This window comes from Halosolutus halophilus, assembly GCF_022869805.1.
GTDB lineage: Archaea > Halobacteriota > Halobacteria > Halobacteriales > Natrialbaceae > Halosolutus > Halosolutus halophilus.
In genome coordinates this window covers 219,893-235,287 of sequence record NZ_CP094974.1, presented here as the reverse complement: position 1 = coordinate 235,287, position 15,395 = coordinate 219,893, and the positions used below count along the sequence as shown (strand labels likewise).

Here is a 15,395-nt window from a genome sequence, read left to right as displayed (position 1 = left end):
GATAGTATCCTTCGAAATAAACTCAAATTCGAGTGAATCACCTATCTTTTTGCCGGTGCCCGCGATAGAAACCGACATGAGAAACGCGAAGATCGTCTGTACCCTGGGGCCGGCCTCGAACACCAGGTCGGCGATCCGCAGTCTCGCCGACGCGGGCATGTCCGTCGCCCGACTGAACGCGAGCCACGGTACCCGCGAGGACCGGGCAGAACTGATCGATCGTGTTCGGGCCGTCGACGACGAACGCGACGAACCCGTCGCCGTCATGCTCGACATGCAGGGCCCCGAGATCCGAACCGCACCGCTTCCCGACGGCGAGACGGTCCACCTGGAGACCGGTTCCGAGATCGTCTTCGCCGAGGGCGAGGAGGCCACCCCCGATCGGATCGGCCTGTCACTGCCGATCGACGCCGTCGAGGCCGGCGATCGCATCCTGCTCGACGACGGCCTGATCGAGACGACAGTTCTCGGACAGGAGGACGGTCACATCCGCGCCCGGGTCGACACGGGCGGCGACCTCGGGGGCCGCAAGGGGGTCAACGTCCCCGGCGTCGATCTCGATCTCGACGTCGTCACCGAATCCGATCGGATGGACCTCGAACTCGCCGCCGAGAAGGACGTCGACTTCGTCGCGGCGAGTTTCGTTAGGGACGCCGAGGACATCTACGAGGTCAGCGAGGTCTTGGAGGAACTCGGCGCCGAGATCCCGATCGTCGCGAAGATCGAACGGGCCGGCGCGGTCGACAACCTGGACGAGATCATCGATGCCTCCTACGGGGTCATGGTCGCCCGGGGCGACCTCGGCGTCGAGTGTCCGATGGAGTACGTGCCGATGATCCAGAAGCGGATCATCCGCAAGTGCCACGAGGCGGGCAAGCCGGTCATCACGGCCACGGAGATGCTCGACTCGATGGTCCACGCGCGCCGGCCGACGCGCGCGGAAGCGTCGGACGTCGCCAACGCCGTCCTCGACGGTACCGACGCCGTCATGCTGTCCGCGGAGACCGCGATCGGCGACCACCCTCCCGAGGTCGTCAGCGCCATGAACAGCATCATTCGCGAGGTCGAAGGGTCCGCGGAGTACGCCGAGACGCTCGAACAGCGCGTGCCCGCGTCGGGCGACGCGCGGACGGACGCGCTGGCTCGATCGGCCCGGTTCCTGGCGCGGGACATCGGCGCGGACGCGATCGTGGCGGCGACCGAATCCGGCTATACGGCGCTGAAAACGGCGAAGTACCGCCCCGGCGTGCCGGTCGTCGCGTCCACGCCGAGCCACAGCGTGCGTCGGCAACTCGCGCTCTCCTGGGGCGTGACGCCGCTGTACGCCAACGTCTCCGACCAGGGGGCCGGTGCCGTCGTCGAGAAAGCGGTCCAGGCGGCACTGGACGCCGGCGTGGCGGAGAGCGGCGACACGGTCGTCGTCCTCTGCGGGATGATGACCGAACTCGAGGGTGCGAACACGACGAACATGCTCAAGGTCCACGTCGCCGCGGAGGCGCTGACGACCGGCCGCGTGGTCGTCGAGGGCCGGTCCTCCGGCCCGCTCGTGTCGATCCGGGACGGGGACCTCTCCGGGATTCCGGACGGAGCCATCCTCGCGGTGCCGTCCGAGTTCGACGACGAGTTCGAGGGCGACCTCACGAAGATCGGCGGAATCGTCGACGCCCAGCGAGGCATGACCGGCTACCCGTCGCTGGTCGCCCGCGAGATGGGGATTCCGATGATCAGCGGTGCGGACCTCACGGACGAAGGCGACGGCCGGACCGTGACCCTCGACGCCGAACGCGGCGTCGTCTACGGCGGCGATACCCAGGACCGGACCGATCGGTCCTGAGCCCGGACCGTCGCGAATCGCGTCCGCCGAACCCGCGCTCGGACCACGGATTTTTGGCCGCGGCCGTCCTACGCGAGCGTATGGCAGACGACGCGTCCGGTGACGACCGCGACGACCGGGACGGACGAGACGTGCAGTCGGAAGAACCACCGGACGTCACGGCGTCGGACTGGAACACCGACCGCAACGACCGGAACGACGACACGGCGACGTTCGAAGCCGTCGAGGACGACCCGACGGGCGAACCGAACCGACGTGACGCGGACGACGGGACCGATCGCGCCAGTGACGACGACCGGGGCGACCGCGATCGGATTCCGATCGACCTCTCCGGGTCGGACGACGAGTCCGCGGACGCGGCCGACGAAGGGTACGTCCCCGAACCGAGTTCGGCACGGATCGAACCCGGCGATCCCGACCTCGAACACGCGATCTTCGTCCTGCTCGGCGCGATCGCGATGGTGCTGGTCATTATCCGACTGCTGGCGCTTCCACTTGGATGAATTCCGCCCTGCCTGTCCAATAAACCTTTAATCGGGCTGAGACCCTAGCTGTTCGTATGCTCGAACTCCTCTTGGAAAATATGCCCCTCGCGTTGCTGACGGCGGGGCTCGTCCTGATGGGGCTGGAGGCCCTCTCCCCGGGGGCGCACTTCATCGTCATCGGGATCGCGCTCGTCGGGGCGGGGCTCGTCGGGATGCTCTTCCCGCCCGCGGCCAACGTGCTCGTACTGGCCGCGCTGACGCTCGCCATCGGGATCGCGGCGACCTACGTCTACCGCGAATTCGACTTCTACGGCGGGAAGGGGACGGCACAGACGTCGGATTCGAACTCGCTGGCCGGTTCGACGGGCTACGTCACCGAACCCGTCACGACCCGCGGCGGCGAGGTCAAACTCGACGAAGGCGGATTCGCACCCTACTACAGCGCACGAACGACGAGCGGAACGATCGACGAGGGCGAGGAGATCATCGTCCTCGACCCCGGCGGCGGCAACGTACTCACGGTCGAGTCCCTCGGCGCGATCGGCGAAGACGAGATCGATCGGGCGCTCGCGCGGGAATCGGCCGCCGACTCCGAACCCGACTCCGAGGAGTCGACCGCGACCGGCGAGTCCGACGAGTCGGCGACAGAAACCGAATCGAGCAGTTCCGACTGATCCCGTCCTCCCGAATCCCTGCCGACCGGAGCCCGATCGGGCGCGCTCGTCCAGATGTCAACGAGACAAGGGAACGCTTTTCACCCCCCCACCGTAACACCGAACTATGGAACTACTCCCACTGCAAACCGGTGGTGCCCTGCTGTTCATCGGTGCTCTCGTTCTGGTTGTCGTTATCGCCGCACTGCTCAGTGCAATCGAGATCGTCGACGCCTACGAGAAGCGCGCGCTGACGGTGTTCGGCGAGTACCGGAAGTTGCTGGAACCCGGGATCAACTGGGTGCCGCCGTTCGTCTCGAAAACGTACCGGTTCGACATGCGCACGCAGACGCTGGACGTGCCCCGCCAGGAGGCGATCACGCGGGACAACTCGCCGGTCACCGCCGACGCCGTCGTCTACATCAAGGTGATGGACGCGAAGAAGGCCTTCCTCGAGGTCGACGACTACAAGAAGGCCGTCTCGAACCTCGCCCAGACGACGCTGCGTGCCGTGCTGGGCGACATGGAACTGGACGACACGCTCAACAAGCGCCAGGAGATCAATGCGAAGATCCGTCAGGAACTGGACGAACCCACCGACGAGTGGGGGATCCGCGTCGAGAGCGTCGAGGTCCGCGAGGTCAACCCCTCGAAGGACGTCCAGCGTGCGATGGAGCAACAGACCTCCGCGGAACGGAAACGCCGTGCCATGATCCTCGAGGCGCAGGGCGAACGTCGCAGCGCCGTCGAGAAGGCCGAAGGTGACAAGCAGTCCGACATCATCCGCGCCCAGGGGGAGAAACAGAGCCAGATCCTCGAGGCACAGGGTGACGCCATCTCGACCGTGCTGCGCGCCCGCTCCGCGGAGTCGATGGGCGAGCGGGCCGTCATCGACAAGGGAATGGACGCCCTGACCGAGATCGGTGGGAGCGAGTCGACGACGTTCGTCCTGCCCCAGGAACTGTCCTCGATGATCGGCCGCTACGGCAAGCACCTCACCGGCAGCGACGTCCAGGAACAGGACGGCCAGCTCGAGAGCCTCGAGTTCGACGAGGAGACCCGCGAACTGATCGGGCTCGACGACATCGCCGAGATCATCGGCGAGATCGACGAGGAGGCCGACATGGACGTCGAAGCCATGGAGCAAGAGGCCCAGGCGATCAAGGAAGGGAAGGACCCGGCAAACATCGCGGACCCGGATCAGGTCATCGAGGAGATGGACCAGGACTTCCAGGGGCAGACTGACGGCGGGTCCGACGCGTCCGCGGGCGACGCCGACGGATCGAGTGCGAACGACTGATCGGCCGGTCCCACCGGACCGTCTCGGGGCCAGGGCCGCGCCCGACGAATCCGGTCCGATCGACGCCTCCCACACCTGACCAAGGCCCGCGCCCGACGTGCCCGGATCCAGGGACCGGTTTCTCTCCCGGCATCGACGACCGTCCATCCCTGCCCCGATCGTTTTCGTCCGCGCGAATCGGTCGCCGTCGCCCGGAACGATCGGAAGGAAATGTTTTTACAGTATCATTTCAGTGGTAACGGTATGCTTTCGGGAACGCCGCTGTTCGTGGCGACGGCTGCCGGCCTGCTGATCGGTATCCTCGTCCTGTTGCTCGTCCCCGTCGTACTGCGCAGTTCGATCGTCATCGTCGACGCCTACGAGAAGCAGGCGCTGACGGTACTAGGCGAATACCGGAAACTGCTCGAGCCGGGAATCAACGTCGTGCCGCCGTTCGTCTCGCGGACCTACAGCTACGACATGCGCACGCAGACGCTGGACGTGCCCCGCCAGGAGGCAATCACGCGGGACAACTCGCCCGTCACCGCCGACGCCATCGTCTACATCAAGGTGATGGACGCGAAGCGGGCCTTCCTCGAGGTCGACGACTACAAGCGGGCGACCTCGAACCTCGCCCAGACGACGCTGCGTGCCGTGCTGGGCGACATGGAACTGGACGACACGCTCAACAAGCGCCAGGAGATCAATACCAGAATCCGGACGGAACTCGACGGGCCGACCGACGAGTGGGGGATCCGCGTCGAGAGCGTCGAGGTCCGCGAGGTCAACCCGACCAGAGACGTCCAGGAGGCGATGGAGAAACAGACCTCGGCCGAACGGCGCCGGCGCGCGATGATCCTCGAGGCGCAGGGTGAACGCCGCAGCGCCGTCGAGAAGGCCGAAGGTGAGAAGCAGAGCCAGATCATCCGCGCTCAGGGGGAGAAACAGAGCCAGATCCTCGAGGCACAGGGTGACGCCATCTCGACGGTTCTCCGTGCGCGTGCAGCGGAATCCATGGGCGAACGCGCGGTGATCGACAAGGGGATGGACGCCCTGACCGAGATCGGTGGGAGCGAGTCGACGACGTTCGTCCTGCCCCAGGAACTGTCCTCGATGATCGGCCGCTACGGGAAACACCTCACCGGCAGCGACGTCCAGGAACGGGACGGCCAACTCGAGAGCCTCGAGTTCGACGAGGAGACCCGCGAACTGATCGGGCTCGACGACATCGCCGAGATCATCGGCGAGATCGACGAGGAGGCCGACATGGACGTCGAAGCCATGGAGAAACAGGCCCGGGCGATCAAAGAAGGCAAAGAGACGGCGGCGATTTCCGACGCCGACCAGGCTGCCGATGCACAACTCGAGGGACGATCGGCCGCCGACGGGAACGAGGGCGGTCGCACCTAGCGTCGCGAGACAGTCCCGACTCGGTGACCGAAGTGGAGCGAAACCGGTTTTACGGCTCGGCTCATCTTCGGTCGTAGAGACACAATGGTATCGCCCGACGGGGTCGACGACGACAAACGGGCTACTCTTCGCCGATTCGCCGCGCTCGGGGCCACCGCTCCGCTCGCCCGGTTTTCCGAGACGGCGAGCGCCGAGACCGGTGAGAGCGACGCCCGCGACGCCATCGCGGGCTACCTCTCGACGACGCCCGGGGCCCACTTCTCGAAGATCCGGGACGACCTCCGGCTCGGAACGGGTGAAACCCAGCACCACCTGCGCCAGCTCGAAGAGGCCGGCGCGATCGAGCGATACAGCGACGGCGACTACAAACGGTTCGTCCTGGCGAACCGGTTCGACGAGTTCGAAAAAGACGCGCTGGGCTATCTCCGCCGATCGACGCCCCGCGGAATGCTGATCGAACTCCTCAGAGACCCCGACGCCACTGCCGGCGACCTCGCGGACGCACTCGAGGTGTCACCGCCGACCGTGAGCAAGTACGCCGGCGAACTCGAGGAGGCGGACCTCCTCTCGCGCGACGACGGCTACGCGGTCGAACGCCCGGAAACGGTGTTGCTCTTGATCGTCCGTCACGCCGACTCCTTCGGTCGACGGGCGATGACGCTGGCACAGAACGCCGATCAGCACCTCGAATACAGCGGCTGAGGTGCCGACCCGGCGATCGATCCGGCCGGCCGCGCGCACCGTCGCACTCAGTCGATCGAGGCGACGTCACCGACCTCCGACAGCGATTCGAGTTCGACGGTCGCGTCCGCGGGACACGCGAGATCCCGGTTGTGTGGCCGACGCAGAAAGGCCGTCTCGAGGCCGGCCGCGGTTCCTGCGGACACGTCTTTCGGGAAGTCGCCGACGTAGACGCCCCGATCGGAATCGAGGTCGGTGAGGGCGCGCTCGACGTAGTAGGGGTCCGGCTTTCGTCGCCGATAGCCTTCGAACGTCGGGTCCCGCCCGTGGACGACGTCGAACGAGGCTCCGAACTCGGTTTCCAGGTGGTCGGCGACGAACGCGGCCGTCTCGTGGCGATTGTTGGTGACCAATCCGATCGGCGTTCGTGCCGCCAGGTCGGCGATGGCGTCGACGTCGTCGTAAAGTCGACGGTCGCCCGATCGGATCCGTTCGTGAGTGCCCACGGAGGCATAGTGTTCTTTCAGCCGCCAGAATCGATCGGAGTCGATTCCCAGGTCCGTACACGCAGCCTCGACGCCCTCGAGATCGTGACGGCGGAGCGTCCGTCGCTGGGCTGGCGTCGGGTCGGCACCGAGGTCAGCGAGGGCGGCGTCTGCGGCCTCGTCGTAGACCTGCGGGTCGGTCCGGGGGCCCTCGAGGATGACCCCGTCCATGTCGAAAAGGACCGGTTCCATGTCTCCACACTGTGGACGCCAGCGAAAAAGACGGTTCGGAATCACTGCCGGCGCTACGACGGTGCGAACTGGAAAGGCCGGGGACGAGTCGCGTACGTCGTCGGACTCAAACGTCGACTTTCCAGGTCGTACTCGAGGAGTAACCCCACTTTTCGATCTCGACCTCGTAGTCGCCCTCCTGGAGTGCGGTGATGTTCGCACCGACCTCCTTGGCCGTCATCCCGAGCTCTTTCCCGATGAGCCGCGACTTGAAGTACGTCTTCGTCGCCGCGTTCTCCCGGAGGTACTGGAGAATTTGCCGCTGTTTGGTCGTGAGGTCGGGGGCCATTGCAGTGCTCATACTCGAATGGAGGCCAGCGTCACCCTTAGGGGGTTTGGTACGCGAGGCTAACCCGTCGCTGTCTTTCGGTTTTCCCGGATAGTAATCGTGGAATAATTCGACGGAAAGGACGCGTTGGTACGGCCGGTTAATTCATTCGGTCCGACGACAATTCGGATTCCGGGACTGTTTCGAGGGCGTAACGTCACCCTACCTACGGATCGTGCGTCGATCGAACGAATGGCCCGAACGCACAGGCGACGGCCTCGCCGAGCGCCCGCGTCCGATCGGTCATGCCGTCCGTGAGCACGCCGATGGCACCCTCCGACTCGGCGACGTTCTCGGTGCCGAGGACGTCGTCCATGACCGGCCCGAGTTCCTCGCCGTCCTCGAGTCGCGACGCGACCCGGTCGGGTAAGCGAAGCGTCGGTCCGCCGCCGCGCACGAGGCGTTGACCGTCGGTCGCGGCGGCCCACATGATCAGCGAGAGTCCCTGCACGCCGTCGAGTCGGGCGACGCCGCCTTCCAGTCCGACGCCGTAGGTCGCGTCCGTCGCAGCACGTGCGCGGCGTGCGCGGTTCTCTGCTCCCGTAACGGTCTCCTCGATCGACCACGGCTGTTCGGGGACGCCGGAGTCGACCGCGACGGCGGTGACGGTCGGATCGAATCGATCGAGTGTCCGTTCGACGGCCGCGACCTTGACCGGGTTCGTGCTCCCGACGGCGACGTTCATGGTCGGGATTCCCACCGGGGAGGTTTGATTGCCACGTTTCGCGATCGATCGCCCGATCGAATGTTTACATCTTTCATACCAGTTCCGACGAATTACCCGTTTTCGAGCGTTGTCGGGCCGGTATTTCGAAACTGTTAAACCGTGTCTGTCTGAACGAGGTAGATAACGAATCCGTCCGGCTTTTGCGACTGGTTCGGCCGGACAGCACTCGCCATCGCAATGACAAACGCACCATCGAATACCAGAGTACGGCGAACCGAAGGGGAAACGACGGAAGAAACGACCGAGCAGGAGGAAAACGCCCTCGCGTGTCCGGAGTGTGCGGGTAATCTCGTCGTCGACGACGAGCACGGCGAAACCGTCTGTGAGGACTGTGGGCTCGTCGTCGAGGAGGACTCCGTGGACCGCGGGCCGGAGTGGCGCGCGTTCGACGCCACCGAAAAGAACGAGAAGTCCCGCGTGGGCGCCCCCACCACGAACACGATGCACGACAAGGGGCTGTCCACGAACATCGACTGGCGCAACAAAGACGCCTACGGCAACTCGCTGGGATCGCGCCAGCGCGAGAAGATGCAGCGCCTGCGCAAGTGGAACGAGCGGTTCCGCACCCGCGACTCCAAGGAGCGCAACCTCAAGCAGGCCCTCGGCGAGATCGATCGGATGGCGAGTGCGCTCGGACTGCCGACGAACGTCCGCGAGACCGCGTCGGTCATCTACCGCCGCGCGCTCGACGAGGACCTCCTCCCCGGTCGCTCCATCGAAGGGGTCTCGACCTCCTGCGTCTACGCCGCCGCCCGCCAGGCCGGCGTCCCCCGCTCGCTCGACGAGATCGCCGACGTCTCCCGCGTCGAGAAAAACGAGATCGCCCGCACCTACCGCTACGTGGTGCGAGAGCTGGGATTAGAGGTCCAGCCGGCCGATCCCGAGAGTTACGTGCCGCGGTTCGCGTCGGGACTCGACCTCTCGGACGAGGCCGAACACCGCGCGCGAGGCCTGCTCCAGAACGCGAAGGAGAAGGGCGTCCACAGCGGCAAGTCGCCGGTCGGCCTCGCCGCCGCGGCGGTCTACGCCGCAGCCCTGCTGACCAACGAGAAGACCACGCAGGCGGCCGTCAGCGACGTCGCCGACATCTCCGAGGTCACGATCCGGAACCGCTACCACGAACTGCTCGAGGCCGAGGAGACGCTCGGCCTGGCGTAAGGCTGCGGACGCGAATCCACCGCGAAACGCGCCGGAACGACACCGTTTTTCGCCCCGTCGTACACAGTATCGACCATCGATGTCACTGGACTTCGACTCGTTCGTCCTCGCAGCCTCGACTGCCGATCTCGCGGACGCCGACGATCCGATCGCCCGCGAGCACGCTGACGCGATCGAGTACCGGATGGACCTCGCCGACGACCCGCTTGCTGCACTCGAGACGTACGACGGCGACCTGCCGATCCTCGCAACGAATCGTGCCGAGTGGGAGGGCGGTGAATGGGAGGGCAGTGACGACGGCCGCCTCGACGCGCTCGCCGACGCGACGACGAACGACGCCGTCGAAGCGATCGACGTCGAACTCGCGGCGGTTCTCGACGGCGACGCCGACGACCTCCTCGAGACGGCGCGCGAGCGCGACGTCTCGATCGTCGTCTCGTCCCACGACTTCGAGGAGACACCACCGCGGCGAGAGCTGGTTCGAACGCTGACCGAGGCCGGCAAGTACGGCGACGTCGCGAAGCTGGCCGTGACCGCGGCGTCGAAAGCCGACACGCTCGCCCTGCTCTCGGCGACGGAACAGTTGACGGCCCACGGCGACGCCGTGGCGACGATGGCGATGGGAGAAGTGGGGAGCCACACGCGCGCGGTGGCGCCGGTGTACGGGTCCCGAATCGGGTACGCACCCGTCGATCCCGAGGAGGCGACTGCGCCGGGGCAGTACGATCTCGAGACGCTCTCGCGACTCGTCGCCCGACTCTCCTGATCGTCGTTGCGACGTCCGGCACCGGGACCGGGCCCAGCGCTAACGGATCCGTCGTCGAAACTGCAATCGAAATCGGAATGTTAAGGGCGGGGGTCCCCTACCACCCTACAATGACGTGGCTCACGTGGCTTCGCGCGCTCGCCGCCGCCGGTCTCTCCGTGGTCATGCCCGGTGCGGGTCACGCCCTCATCCGGGACTGGATCCGCGCACTGATCTTTTCGGGCCTCTTCCTCTCGGCGTTCGTGGTCCTCCTGCCTGCCGAGCAGATCGCGGCCGCCGACACGGTGACCGACGGCATGGACGTCGTCACCGAGGAAACCACCACGTTGAGGCGGTTCGTCCTCATGTTTATCGTGCTGTTTGCCACGATCGACGCGACCTTCCGGGCGATGGGGTTCCCGCCCAACGCGGCGGACACCGGGGACGGCCCGACCTGTCCCGAGTGTGGCAAGGAACTCGACGAGGATCTCACGTTCTGTCACTGGTGTACGACCCGCCTCGAATCACCGGCAGTCGACGAGCGAGAGGACGAACCGACGCGTTCCTGAGGCGGGGGAACGATCCGCGCGGGATATAACCACACTAGTAGTACTTCCACGGAGCCTTTTTCCGCGGCCCGCGGATACGGAAACCAGCGACGCCGATCGCGACACATTCCCAATGACTGATCAACTCTCCACGCCGGACCAGCAGCCCGCGGTGCAATCGGCCCGGTTCGACCAGTACGTGAGCTACGAAGACGACGGCGGCACGGTCATCTGTGATCGATCGAACCCGGCCGCCTGGATCCGTTCGACCGAACTGGTTCCCTGTCGGCGGTAGCCTCGGGGACGAAGAAGGTCCCCTCTGGCGACGTCGATCGGCCCTCGAACGCGACCGACGAGCGGCGACGACGTCACCGACAGCGACTGCAGACGAACGTCGACGAGTCGGTGGCTTCGAGCTTCGGTTCCGGCAGGTAGCGCCCGCACTCGGCACACCACGTCCAGTAGATCCGGTACGCGTCGGCCGCCTCCCTCGCCGGTTCGTCGTGGCCGTCGATCGTGATCGACCGGTCTTCGACGCCGGTGACGGTCCCGTCGATCGGGGCGTGCTGGGCGACGCTGATGCCGTCACCCGGTCGGGCGATCATTTCGCCGGCCTCGAGTTCGTCACCCGGCCGGACGATCGGTTCGCTCGGCGTGACGACGCCCTCGAACGCGGGGTTGGTGATCAGCGGCACCGTGACTCGATCGGGCTCGAGCGTCTCGGTCGGTTCCGTCTCGTGGACGCTCTCCTTCCAGGCCGCCGGCGCGAGGACGTTGACCCGGTCCCCCCCGAGTTTGTTCTCCTCGACGACGGATTCCTCCATCACCAGCAGGCAGTTCGTTCGCTTGCGCACGCCGAACTGCTCGGGTGAGCGATCGATCTCGAACGACCACCCCGGGCCGCCGTCTAGCAACACCTCGTTCTCGTCGAGGTCGTCCGTTCGGCCCGCGGCCTCGAGGAGATCCGTCGCGGGCGTCCCGATCGGCACCTCGAGGAAGCGGTGGCGCGGAACCCGGCCGTCGACGTGGACGAACTTCCGGGTCATCGGCTCGCCGTCGGCGAGCGCCCGGGAAACGTTCAGGAGCGTCTCCGTGTTCTGGACGATCCAGCCGTGATCCATCGGGAGGTCGTCGCCACCCATGACGACGTCCGCGACGAGGCGCATGAGGACGCTCTCCATCCCGTACTCGTACCGGTCGTCGGTGTACGCCACGACGATCCCCGTCTCGTCGTCGTCGACCGGCAACTCGTCCGGTTCGTAGACCGTGGCGTCGGTGGCCGTCTCGAGCGGTTTCAGCCACGCCTGGCGGTCGGTCTCCTTGGCGGCGATCACGATCCGGTCGAACGCCCGATCGAGCAGACCCTCGAACAGGGTCGCCAGGTCCTCGGTTCGATCGCGGCCCAGCCACTTGTCGATGTAGTAGTTCGGTTCGCTCTCCTGATGGTTGACCAGCAGGGAGTCGACTTCGTCCAGTCGCTCCCACTTGGCGTAGGTGGGGAACCCGGCACCGCCGGCACCGGCCAGGCCGGCGTTGCGGAGTGTCACCGCGAACTCGGGCAGTTCCAGCTGTCGAAGCCGTTCTCGAGTGACGCTCATGGCCACAGTGTTCAACGACACCAATTCGCATAGTATTTGGCAACAGATGACGTAAAATACTGGAATTTCTACGCATTAAAAGGATTTTAGGTGTGATTATGGGTAACTATTTGCGGATTAGTCACTCGAACCGGAGAGCCTCGTCGGCCGCCCCGACAGTATGTAGTATGATACCATTACCCGGTGTTGGCTGAGCGAGACGTCGCGCGACCCCACTACTTCTCGATGATACTCTCCTCGACGGCCTCGCCGAAGTGTCGCGCGGTGTCCTCGTAGTACAGCAGGAGTTCGTCGCCGGCCTCGAGATCGGTGACTGCCGTCCGCCCCTCGCTGGTCGCCACCTTGATCGTCTCCGCATTCTGGAGCAACGTCTCGACCCGATCCCCCGCCCGGGTCTCGAGAGCGATTCGGAACATCGGCCGCTGTTCGATCTTGACCCGGCCGACGATCGCTTCGCGGGTGTTCCCGTCGGTGTCGACCACCTGGACCTCGTCGCCACTTTGCAGTTCCGAGAGGTACTTCGTTCCCCCGTCGGGGGTGCGAACGTACGCGTGGACGGCCCCCGCGTTGACCCGGAACGGCCGCGAGGCCACGTACGGCGACTCGGCCGTCTCGGCGTGGACGAACACGAGGCCGCGGGCCATCGATCCGACGAGCATTCCCTCGTCGTGTTCGAGCAGGCTACCCGTATCCACGCAGACCCGGTCGGCGCTGCCGACGCGTTCGACGTCGAGCACTTCGGCGTACTCGAGGTCGAGCGACTCGCGTTCGGCCTCGTCGCGAATCTCGACCGTTCCCCGGATCTCGTCGGGGTCGTCCGAGTCGAGCAGGACGGCGTCGGCACCGATTTCGAGGGTTTCGAAGGCCGTTCTCGCTTCTTCGGCGCTCGTCACGCCCGCGACGAGGTCGGTCTCCTCGCCGATCCGGGCGATCAGGTTCTCCAGCGGGATGATCGTCCAGTCCTCGCCGACGACGATCGTGTGATCGGCCTCCTCGGCGGCCGTCTCGGCGAACGCCTCGTACTCCTTCCCGAGGATGCGCACGTACGCGCCCCGGTCGAGGTCGCCGTCGCGACGCAGCGTCGAGAGGTCGGCAGAGCCCGAGAAGTCCTCGGGGAGGTCGATCGTCGCGTCGCCTTCGCCTTCCTTCCCGACGACGATGGCGTCGGGCTGTGCGCCCGGTTCGTCGTCGCTCTCGGCGTCGTCGACCAGCGTCACGTCGCCGTCGGTGCGAAACGCCGCGACGTTGATGTCACCGAGTTCGCGAACGCGTTCGACGTCGTCCTCGTCGACCAGTACCCAGTCCGCACCCGCCTCGAGCGCGGCGGTGATCCGCGCCCGGCGATCGTCCCAGTCGCCGACGGCGTCGTCGGCCTTGACCCAGACAGCTCTCGTCATATCACGACACTCGGAGGGAATCGGCTTGAACGTGGCGAATCCCGCAGGAACGTCAGACGCTGCGGGGGATCGACCCCCGGGATCCGATCGGAACCACTGCTCTCCGGCGCTCCGTTCGATCGTCAGTATCGTCAACTCAGAATCGATAGTACCGATACTTGCGATAGTAACGATAGTTTAGATACTTTCTCAGAAGTTGATAATATCCGTTCGGCCGATCGGTCGAATATGGGTCAGCGCCACCTCGAAACTGACGCCGAACTGACGATCGACTGCGCCGCCTACCGGCTCGAGGTGGAATCCGTAGCCGAGGTCGCGCGAGCGGTGTTCGACCACGCGGGTGAGCTGGCGGCCCTCGAGTACGGCCGGCCGGCGGCCGTGCTGGGAGCCGTCCGGCTCGCCGCTCGCCGTACCGACGTCGGCGATCTCGAACGCGAGCGGCTCGCGGCCGCGTTCGACGTCGATCCGGACCGCGTCGTCGCGGCCGACGAACTGCAGACGCGGTACCTGACGCCGCCCGCGGACGCCGACGAGATCCGGTCGCTGCGACGGACGCTCATCGTGGCCCGTGAGGTCCTGGCCGCGGTCGAGCGCGGCCGCAACGCTGGCCCCGAGCTCCCGGGCTCGCGCCTCGCTGACGCTGCGCCCTTCCTGCTCGCACGCGCGAGCAGCCACCTCGACACCCGAACCGATCGCGAGTTCCCGGGACTCGACGCGGCGGCGCTTCGCGACCACGTCGAGCGGCTCGAAGCCGACCTCGAGTTCGCCCGACTGGGGACGAAACTGTACGCGCTGGTCCACGACGCCGACTGAACCGTCCTGGCCAGTTTCCCCGCTGACGCCCGTGTCCTACCGCGGCTCGCCCGCGTCGTCTACGACCTTGTGTCGAAACGCCCGGTAGGCGTTTTCGCCCCGCTCGGTCAACTCGACGACGCGCCGACGTCCGACCGACTCGATCGTGACGTAGCCGTCCTCGGCGAGCGGTTCGAGGACGTGGGTATCCAGCACGCGGAACGCGCCCTTGTCCTCGCCGGAGCGCTCGTCCGGCGAGCGCCGATCGGCCATGAAGGAGAGTTCGTGGTCCCGGGCGTACTCGATGAGGTCTTTCTTCTTGGGAGGGGCCGTCCGGTCGTCGTGGAACCCGTCCCACGCGGCCGGTTCGGAGAGAAACTCCATGATCGCGACCTGGTCGGGCGTCGGCGACTCGATCGGATAGGTCGGCACCTCTTCGATCTCGTCGACGCCGAACGAGATCGGTTCGGACGTCCCGTCGTGGGCGTACGCCGACGGCTCGACGTAGTAGGCGTGGGCGTCCGTCGAAACGTCCATACAGGCGATCGTCGCGCCGATCGCGGAAATCGTGCCCGCCCCGGAGACGTTGACGTACACCTGATCGTCGGCGTGCTCGTCGGCGATCGTCGTCACCTCACCGAGGACGGCGTAGACGTCCGTCAGATCACACTCCCAGGTCCGAACCTCGGGGACGATCGACTCGAGTTCGGTGCGCAACTCGTCGTGATAGTCCGCCGTCGCCGTCGCGCTTCGCTCGGTGGCTCCACTACCGACCTCGTCCCGTCGGTCGTCGTCCGTCGCACCGTCGGCGCTATCGCCCTCGAGTAAGTACACCAGATCGGCCCGCTGGTCCCGAATCGGTTCCAGGATCCGATCGAACTCGTAGCCCACCGGGACGATGTGGACTCGCTTGACGACGTCCATACGCCGACAGGGAGCGGGAGGACTATAGTAGGCATCGAAACGTCAGCGGTAGACGACGTT

The 15,395-nt window shown here is 66.1% G+C and carries 17 protein-coding genes; 11 read left to right on the top strand and 6 right to left on the bottom strand.

Annotated features, from left to right (window positions below; translation table 11 throughout):
* The first annotated feature begins 76 nt into the window (after nt 1–76).
* The 6 genes from pyk to MUG98_RS01250 all read left to right on the top strand — a co-directional run bounded on the left by pyk (nt 77) and on the right by MUG98_RS01250 (nt 6,363).
* The gene (gene pyk, locus MUG98_RS01275; RefSeq protein WP_265110379.1) at nt 77–1,834 is read left to right on the top strand and encodes a pyruvate kinase; all 1,758 of its coding nucleotides are present in this window, start codon (nt 77–79) and stop codon (nt 1,832–1,834) included.
* An 80-nt stretch (nt 1,835–1,914) separates the two neighbouring features.
* Nucleotides 1,915–2,337, top strand: coding sequence for a DUF7312 domain-containing protein (locus MUG98_RS01270; RefSeq protein WP_265110378.1), 423 nt, complete (start codon nt 1,915–1,917; stop codon nt 2,335–2,337).
* A gap of 56 nt (nt 2,338–2,393) precedes the next feature.
* Complete coding sequence (locus MUG98_RS01265) at nt 2,394–2,993, top strand: NfeD family protein (RefSeq protein ID WP_265110377.1); 600 nt, start codon at nt 2,394–2,396, stop codon at nt 2,991–2,993.
* A 106-nt stretch (nt 2,994–3,099) separates the two neighbouring features.
* A complete protein-coding gene (locus MUG98_RS01260) occupies nt 3,100–4,272 on the top strand; it encodes an SPFH domain-containing protein (RefSeq protein ID WP_265110376.1) in 1,173 nt (390 codons plus the stop codon).
* 243 nt (nt 4,273–4,515) lie between these two features.
* A complete protein-coding gene (locus tag MUG98_RS01255) occupies nt 4,516–5,661 on the top strand; it encodes an SPFH domain-containing protein (protein ID WP_265110375.1) in 1,146 nt (381 codons plus the stop codon).
* An 84-nt stretch (nt 5,662–5,745) separates the two neighbouring features.
* Nucleotides 5,746–6,363 carry a winged helix-turn-helix transcriptional regulator gene (locus MUG98_RS01250; RefSeq protein ID WP_265110374.1) on the top strand — a complete coding sequence of 206 codons (618 nt, stop codon included), beginning with the start codon at nt 5,746–5,748 and terminating at the stop codon, nt 6,361–6,363.
* Nucleotides 6,364–6,410: 47 nt separating this feature from the next.
* Here the strand turns inward: MUG98_RS01250 and MUG98_RS01245 are convergent, their stop codons facing one another.
* From MUG98_RS01245 to yjjX, 3 genes are all read right to left on the bottom strand, one after another.
* Nucleotides 6,411–7,079 (bottom strand): HAD family hydrolase, encoded by a 669-nt coding sequence (locus MUG98_RS01245; protein WP_265110373.1) that lies wholly within the window; start codon nt 7,077–7,079, stop codon nt 6,411–6,413.
* 106 nt (nt 7,080–7,185) lie between these two features.
* Nucleotides 7,186–7,407 carry a DUF7123 family protein gene (locus MUG98_RS01240; protein ID WP_265112531.1) on the bottom strand — a complete coding sequence of 74 codons (222 nt, stop codon included), beginning with the start codon at nt 7,405–7,407 and terminating at the stop codon, nt 7,186–7,188.
* 205 nt (nt 7,408–7,612) lie between these two features.
* A complete protein-coding gene (gene yjjX, locus MUG98_RS01235; protein WP_265110372.1) occupies nt 7,613–8,131 on the bottom strand; it encodes an inosine/xanthosine triphosphatase in 519 nt (172 codons plus the stop codon).
* 219 nt (nt 8,132–8,350) lie between these two features.
* Here yjjX and MUG98_RS01230 point away from each other — a divergent pair, with 219 nt between their 5' ends.
* The 4 genes from MUG98_RS01230 (at nt 8,351) to MUG98_RS01215 (ending at nt 10,919) form a co-directional block, all read left to right on the top strand.
* Complete coding sequence (locus MUG98_RS01230) at nt 8,351–9,331, top strand: transcription initiation factor IIB (RefSeq protein ID WP_265110371.1); 981 nt, start codon at nt 8,351–8,353, stop codon at nt 9,329–9,331.
* A gap of 79 nt (nt 9,332–9,410) precedes the next feature.
* Entirely contained in the window at nt 9,411–10,097 is a 687-nt protein-coding gene (locus MUG98_RS01225; protein WP_265110370.1) for a type I 3-dehydroquinate dehydratase, read from the top strand.
* A 110-nt stretch (nt 10,098–10,207) separates the two neighbouring features.
* The gene (locus tag MUG98_RS01220) at nt 10,208–10,645 is read left to right on the top strand and encodes a zinc ribbon domain-containing protein (RefSeq protein ID WP_265110369.1); all 438 of its coding nucleotides are present in this window, start codon (nt 10,208–10,210) and stop codon (nt 10,643–10,645) included.
* A gap of 112 nt (nt 10,646–10,757) precedes the next feature.
* Complete coding sequence (locus MUG98_RS01215) at nt 10,758–10,919, top strand: DUF7331 family protein (RefSeq protein WP_265110368.1); 162 nt, start codon at nt 10,758–10,760, stop codon at nt 10,917–10,919.
* Between the two features lie 73 nt (nt 10,920–10,992).
* Here MUG98_RS01215 and MUG98_RS01210 read toward each other — a convergent pair whose 3' ends face one another.
* On the bottom strand, nt 10,993–12,222 hold the full coding sequence (locus tag MUG98_RS01210) for an NADH dehydrogenase subunit (RefSeq protein WP_265110367.1): 1,230 nt from the start codon (nt 12,220–12,222) through the stop codon (nt 10,993–10,995).
* A 215-nt stretch (nt 12,223–12,437) separates the two neighbouring features.
* Complete coding sequence (locus tag MUG98_RS01205; RefSeq protein WP_265110366.1) at nt 12,438–13,619, bottom strand: 3-dehydroquinate synthase II; 1,182 nt, start codon at nt 13,617–13,619, stop codon at nt 12,438–12,440.
* A 228-nt stretch (nt 13,620–13,847) separates the two neighbouring features.
* Between MUG98_RS01205 and MUG98_RS01200 the strand changes: the two genes are divergently transcribed.
* On the top strand, nt 13,848–14,432 hold the full coding sequence (locus MUG98_RS01200; protein ID WP_265110365.1) for a hypothetical protein: 585 nt from the start codon (nt 13,848–13,850) through the stop codon (nt 14,430–14,432).
* 36 nt (nt 14,433–14,468) lie between these two features.
* Here the strand turns inward: MUG98_RS01200 and MUG98_RS01195 are convergent, their stop codons facing one another.
* Nucleotides 14,469–15,335, bottom strand: a complete 867-nt coding sequence (locus MUG98_RS01195) for an HFX_2341 family transcriptional regulator domain-containing protein (protein ID WP_265110364.1) — start codon at nt 15,333–15,335, stop codon at nt 14,469–14,471.
* Nucleotides 15,336–15,395 lie beyond the last annotated feature (60 nt).

What these genes read in the sequence shown, in the direction of transcription:
- MUG98_RS01200 (WP_265110365.1), top strand. Translation starts at nt 13,848, where the DNA reads ATGGGTCAGCGCCACCTCGAAACTGACGCCGAACTGACGATCGACTGC.
- MUG98_RS01215 (WP_265110368.1), top strand. Translation starts at nt 10,758, where the DNA reads ATGACTGATCAACTCTCCACGCCGGACCAGCAGCCCGCGGTGCAATCG.
- MUG98_RS01195 (WP_265110364.1), bottom strand. Translation starts at nt 15,335, where the DNA reads ATGGACGTCGTCAAGCGAGTCCACATCGTCCCGGTGGGCTACGAGTTC.
- MUG98_RS01270 (WP_265110378.1), top strand. Translation starts at nt 1,915, where the DNA reads ATGGCAGACGACGCGTCCGGTGACGACCGCGACGACCGGGACGGACGA.
- MUG98_RS01210 (WP_265110367.1), bottom strand. Translation starts at nt 12,222, where the DNA reads ATGAGCGTCACTCGAGAACGGCTTCGACAGCTGGAACTGCCCGAGTTC.
- MUG98_RS01260 (WP_265110376.1), top strand. Translation starts at nt 3,100, where the DNA reads ATGGAACTACTCCCACTGCAAACCGGTGGTGCCCTGCTGTTCATCGGT.
- MUG98_RS01250 (WP_265110374.1), top strand. Translation starts at nt 5,746, where the DNA reads ATGGTATCGCCCGACGGGGTCGACGACGACAAACGGGCTACTCTTCGC.
- MUG98_RS01240 (WP_265112531.1), bottom strand. Translation starts at nt 7,407, where the DNA reads ATGGCCCCCGACCTCACGACCAAACAGCGGCAAATTCTCCAGTACCTC.
- yjjX (WP_265110372.1), bottom strand. Translation starts at nt 8,131, where the DNA reads ATGAACGTCGCCGTCGGGAGCACGAACCCGGTCAAGGTCGCGGCCGTC.
- MUG98_RS01225 (WP_265110370.1), top strand. Translation starts at nt 9,411, where the DNA reads ATGTCACTGGACTTCGACTCGTTCGTCCTCGCAGCCTCGACTGCCGAT.
- MUG98_RS01230 (WP_265110371.1), top strand. Translation starts at nt 8,351, where the DNA reads ATGACAAACGCACCATCGAATACCAGAGTACGGCGAACCGAAGGGGAA.
- MUG98_RS01205 (WP_265110366.1), bottom strand. Translation starts at nt 13,619, where the DNA reads ATGACGAGAGCTGTCTGGGTCAAGGCCGACGACGCCGTCGGCGACTGG.
- MUG98_RS01245 (WP_265110373.1), bottom strand. Translation starts at nt 7,079, where the DNA reads ATGGAACCGGTCCTTTTCGACATGGACGGGGTCATCCTCGAGGGCCCC.
- MUG98_RS01220 (WP_265110369.1), top strand. Translation starts at nt 10,208, where the DNA reads ATGACGTGGCTCACGTGGCTTCGCGCGCTCGCCGCCGCCGGTCTCTCC.
- MUG98_RS01265 (WP_265110377.1), top strand. Translation starts at nt 2,394, where the DNA reads ATGCTCGAACTCCTCTTGGAAAATATGCCCCTCGCGTTGCTGACGGCG.
- MUG98_RS01255 (WP_265110375.1), top strand. Translation starts at nt 4,516, where the DNA reads ATGCTTTCGGGAACGCCGCTGTTCGTGGCGACGGCTGCCGGCCTGCTG.
- pyk (WP_265110379.1), top strand. Translation starts at nt 77, where the DNA reads ATGAGAAACGCGAAGATCGTCTGTACCCTGGGGCCGGCCTCGAACACC.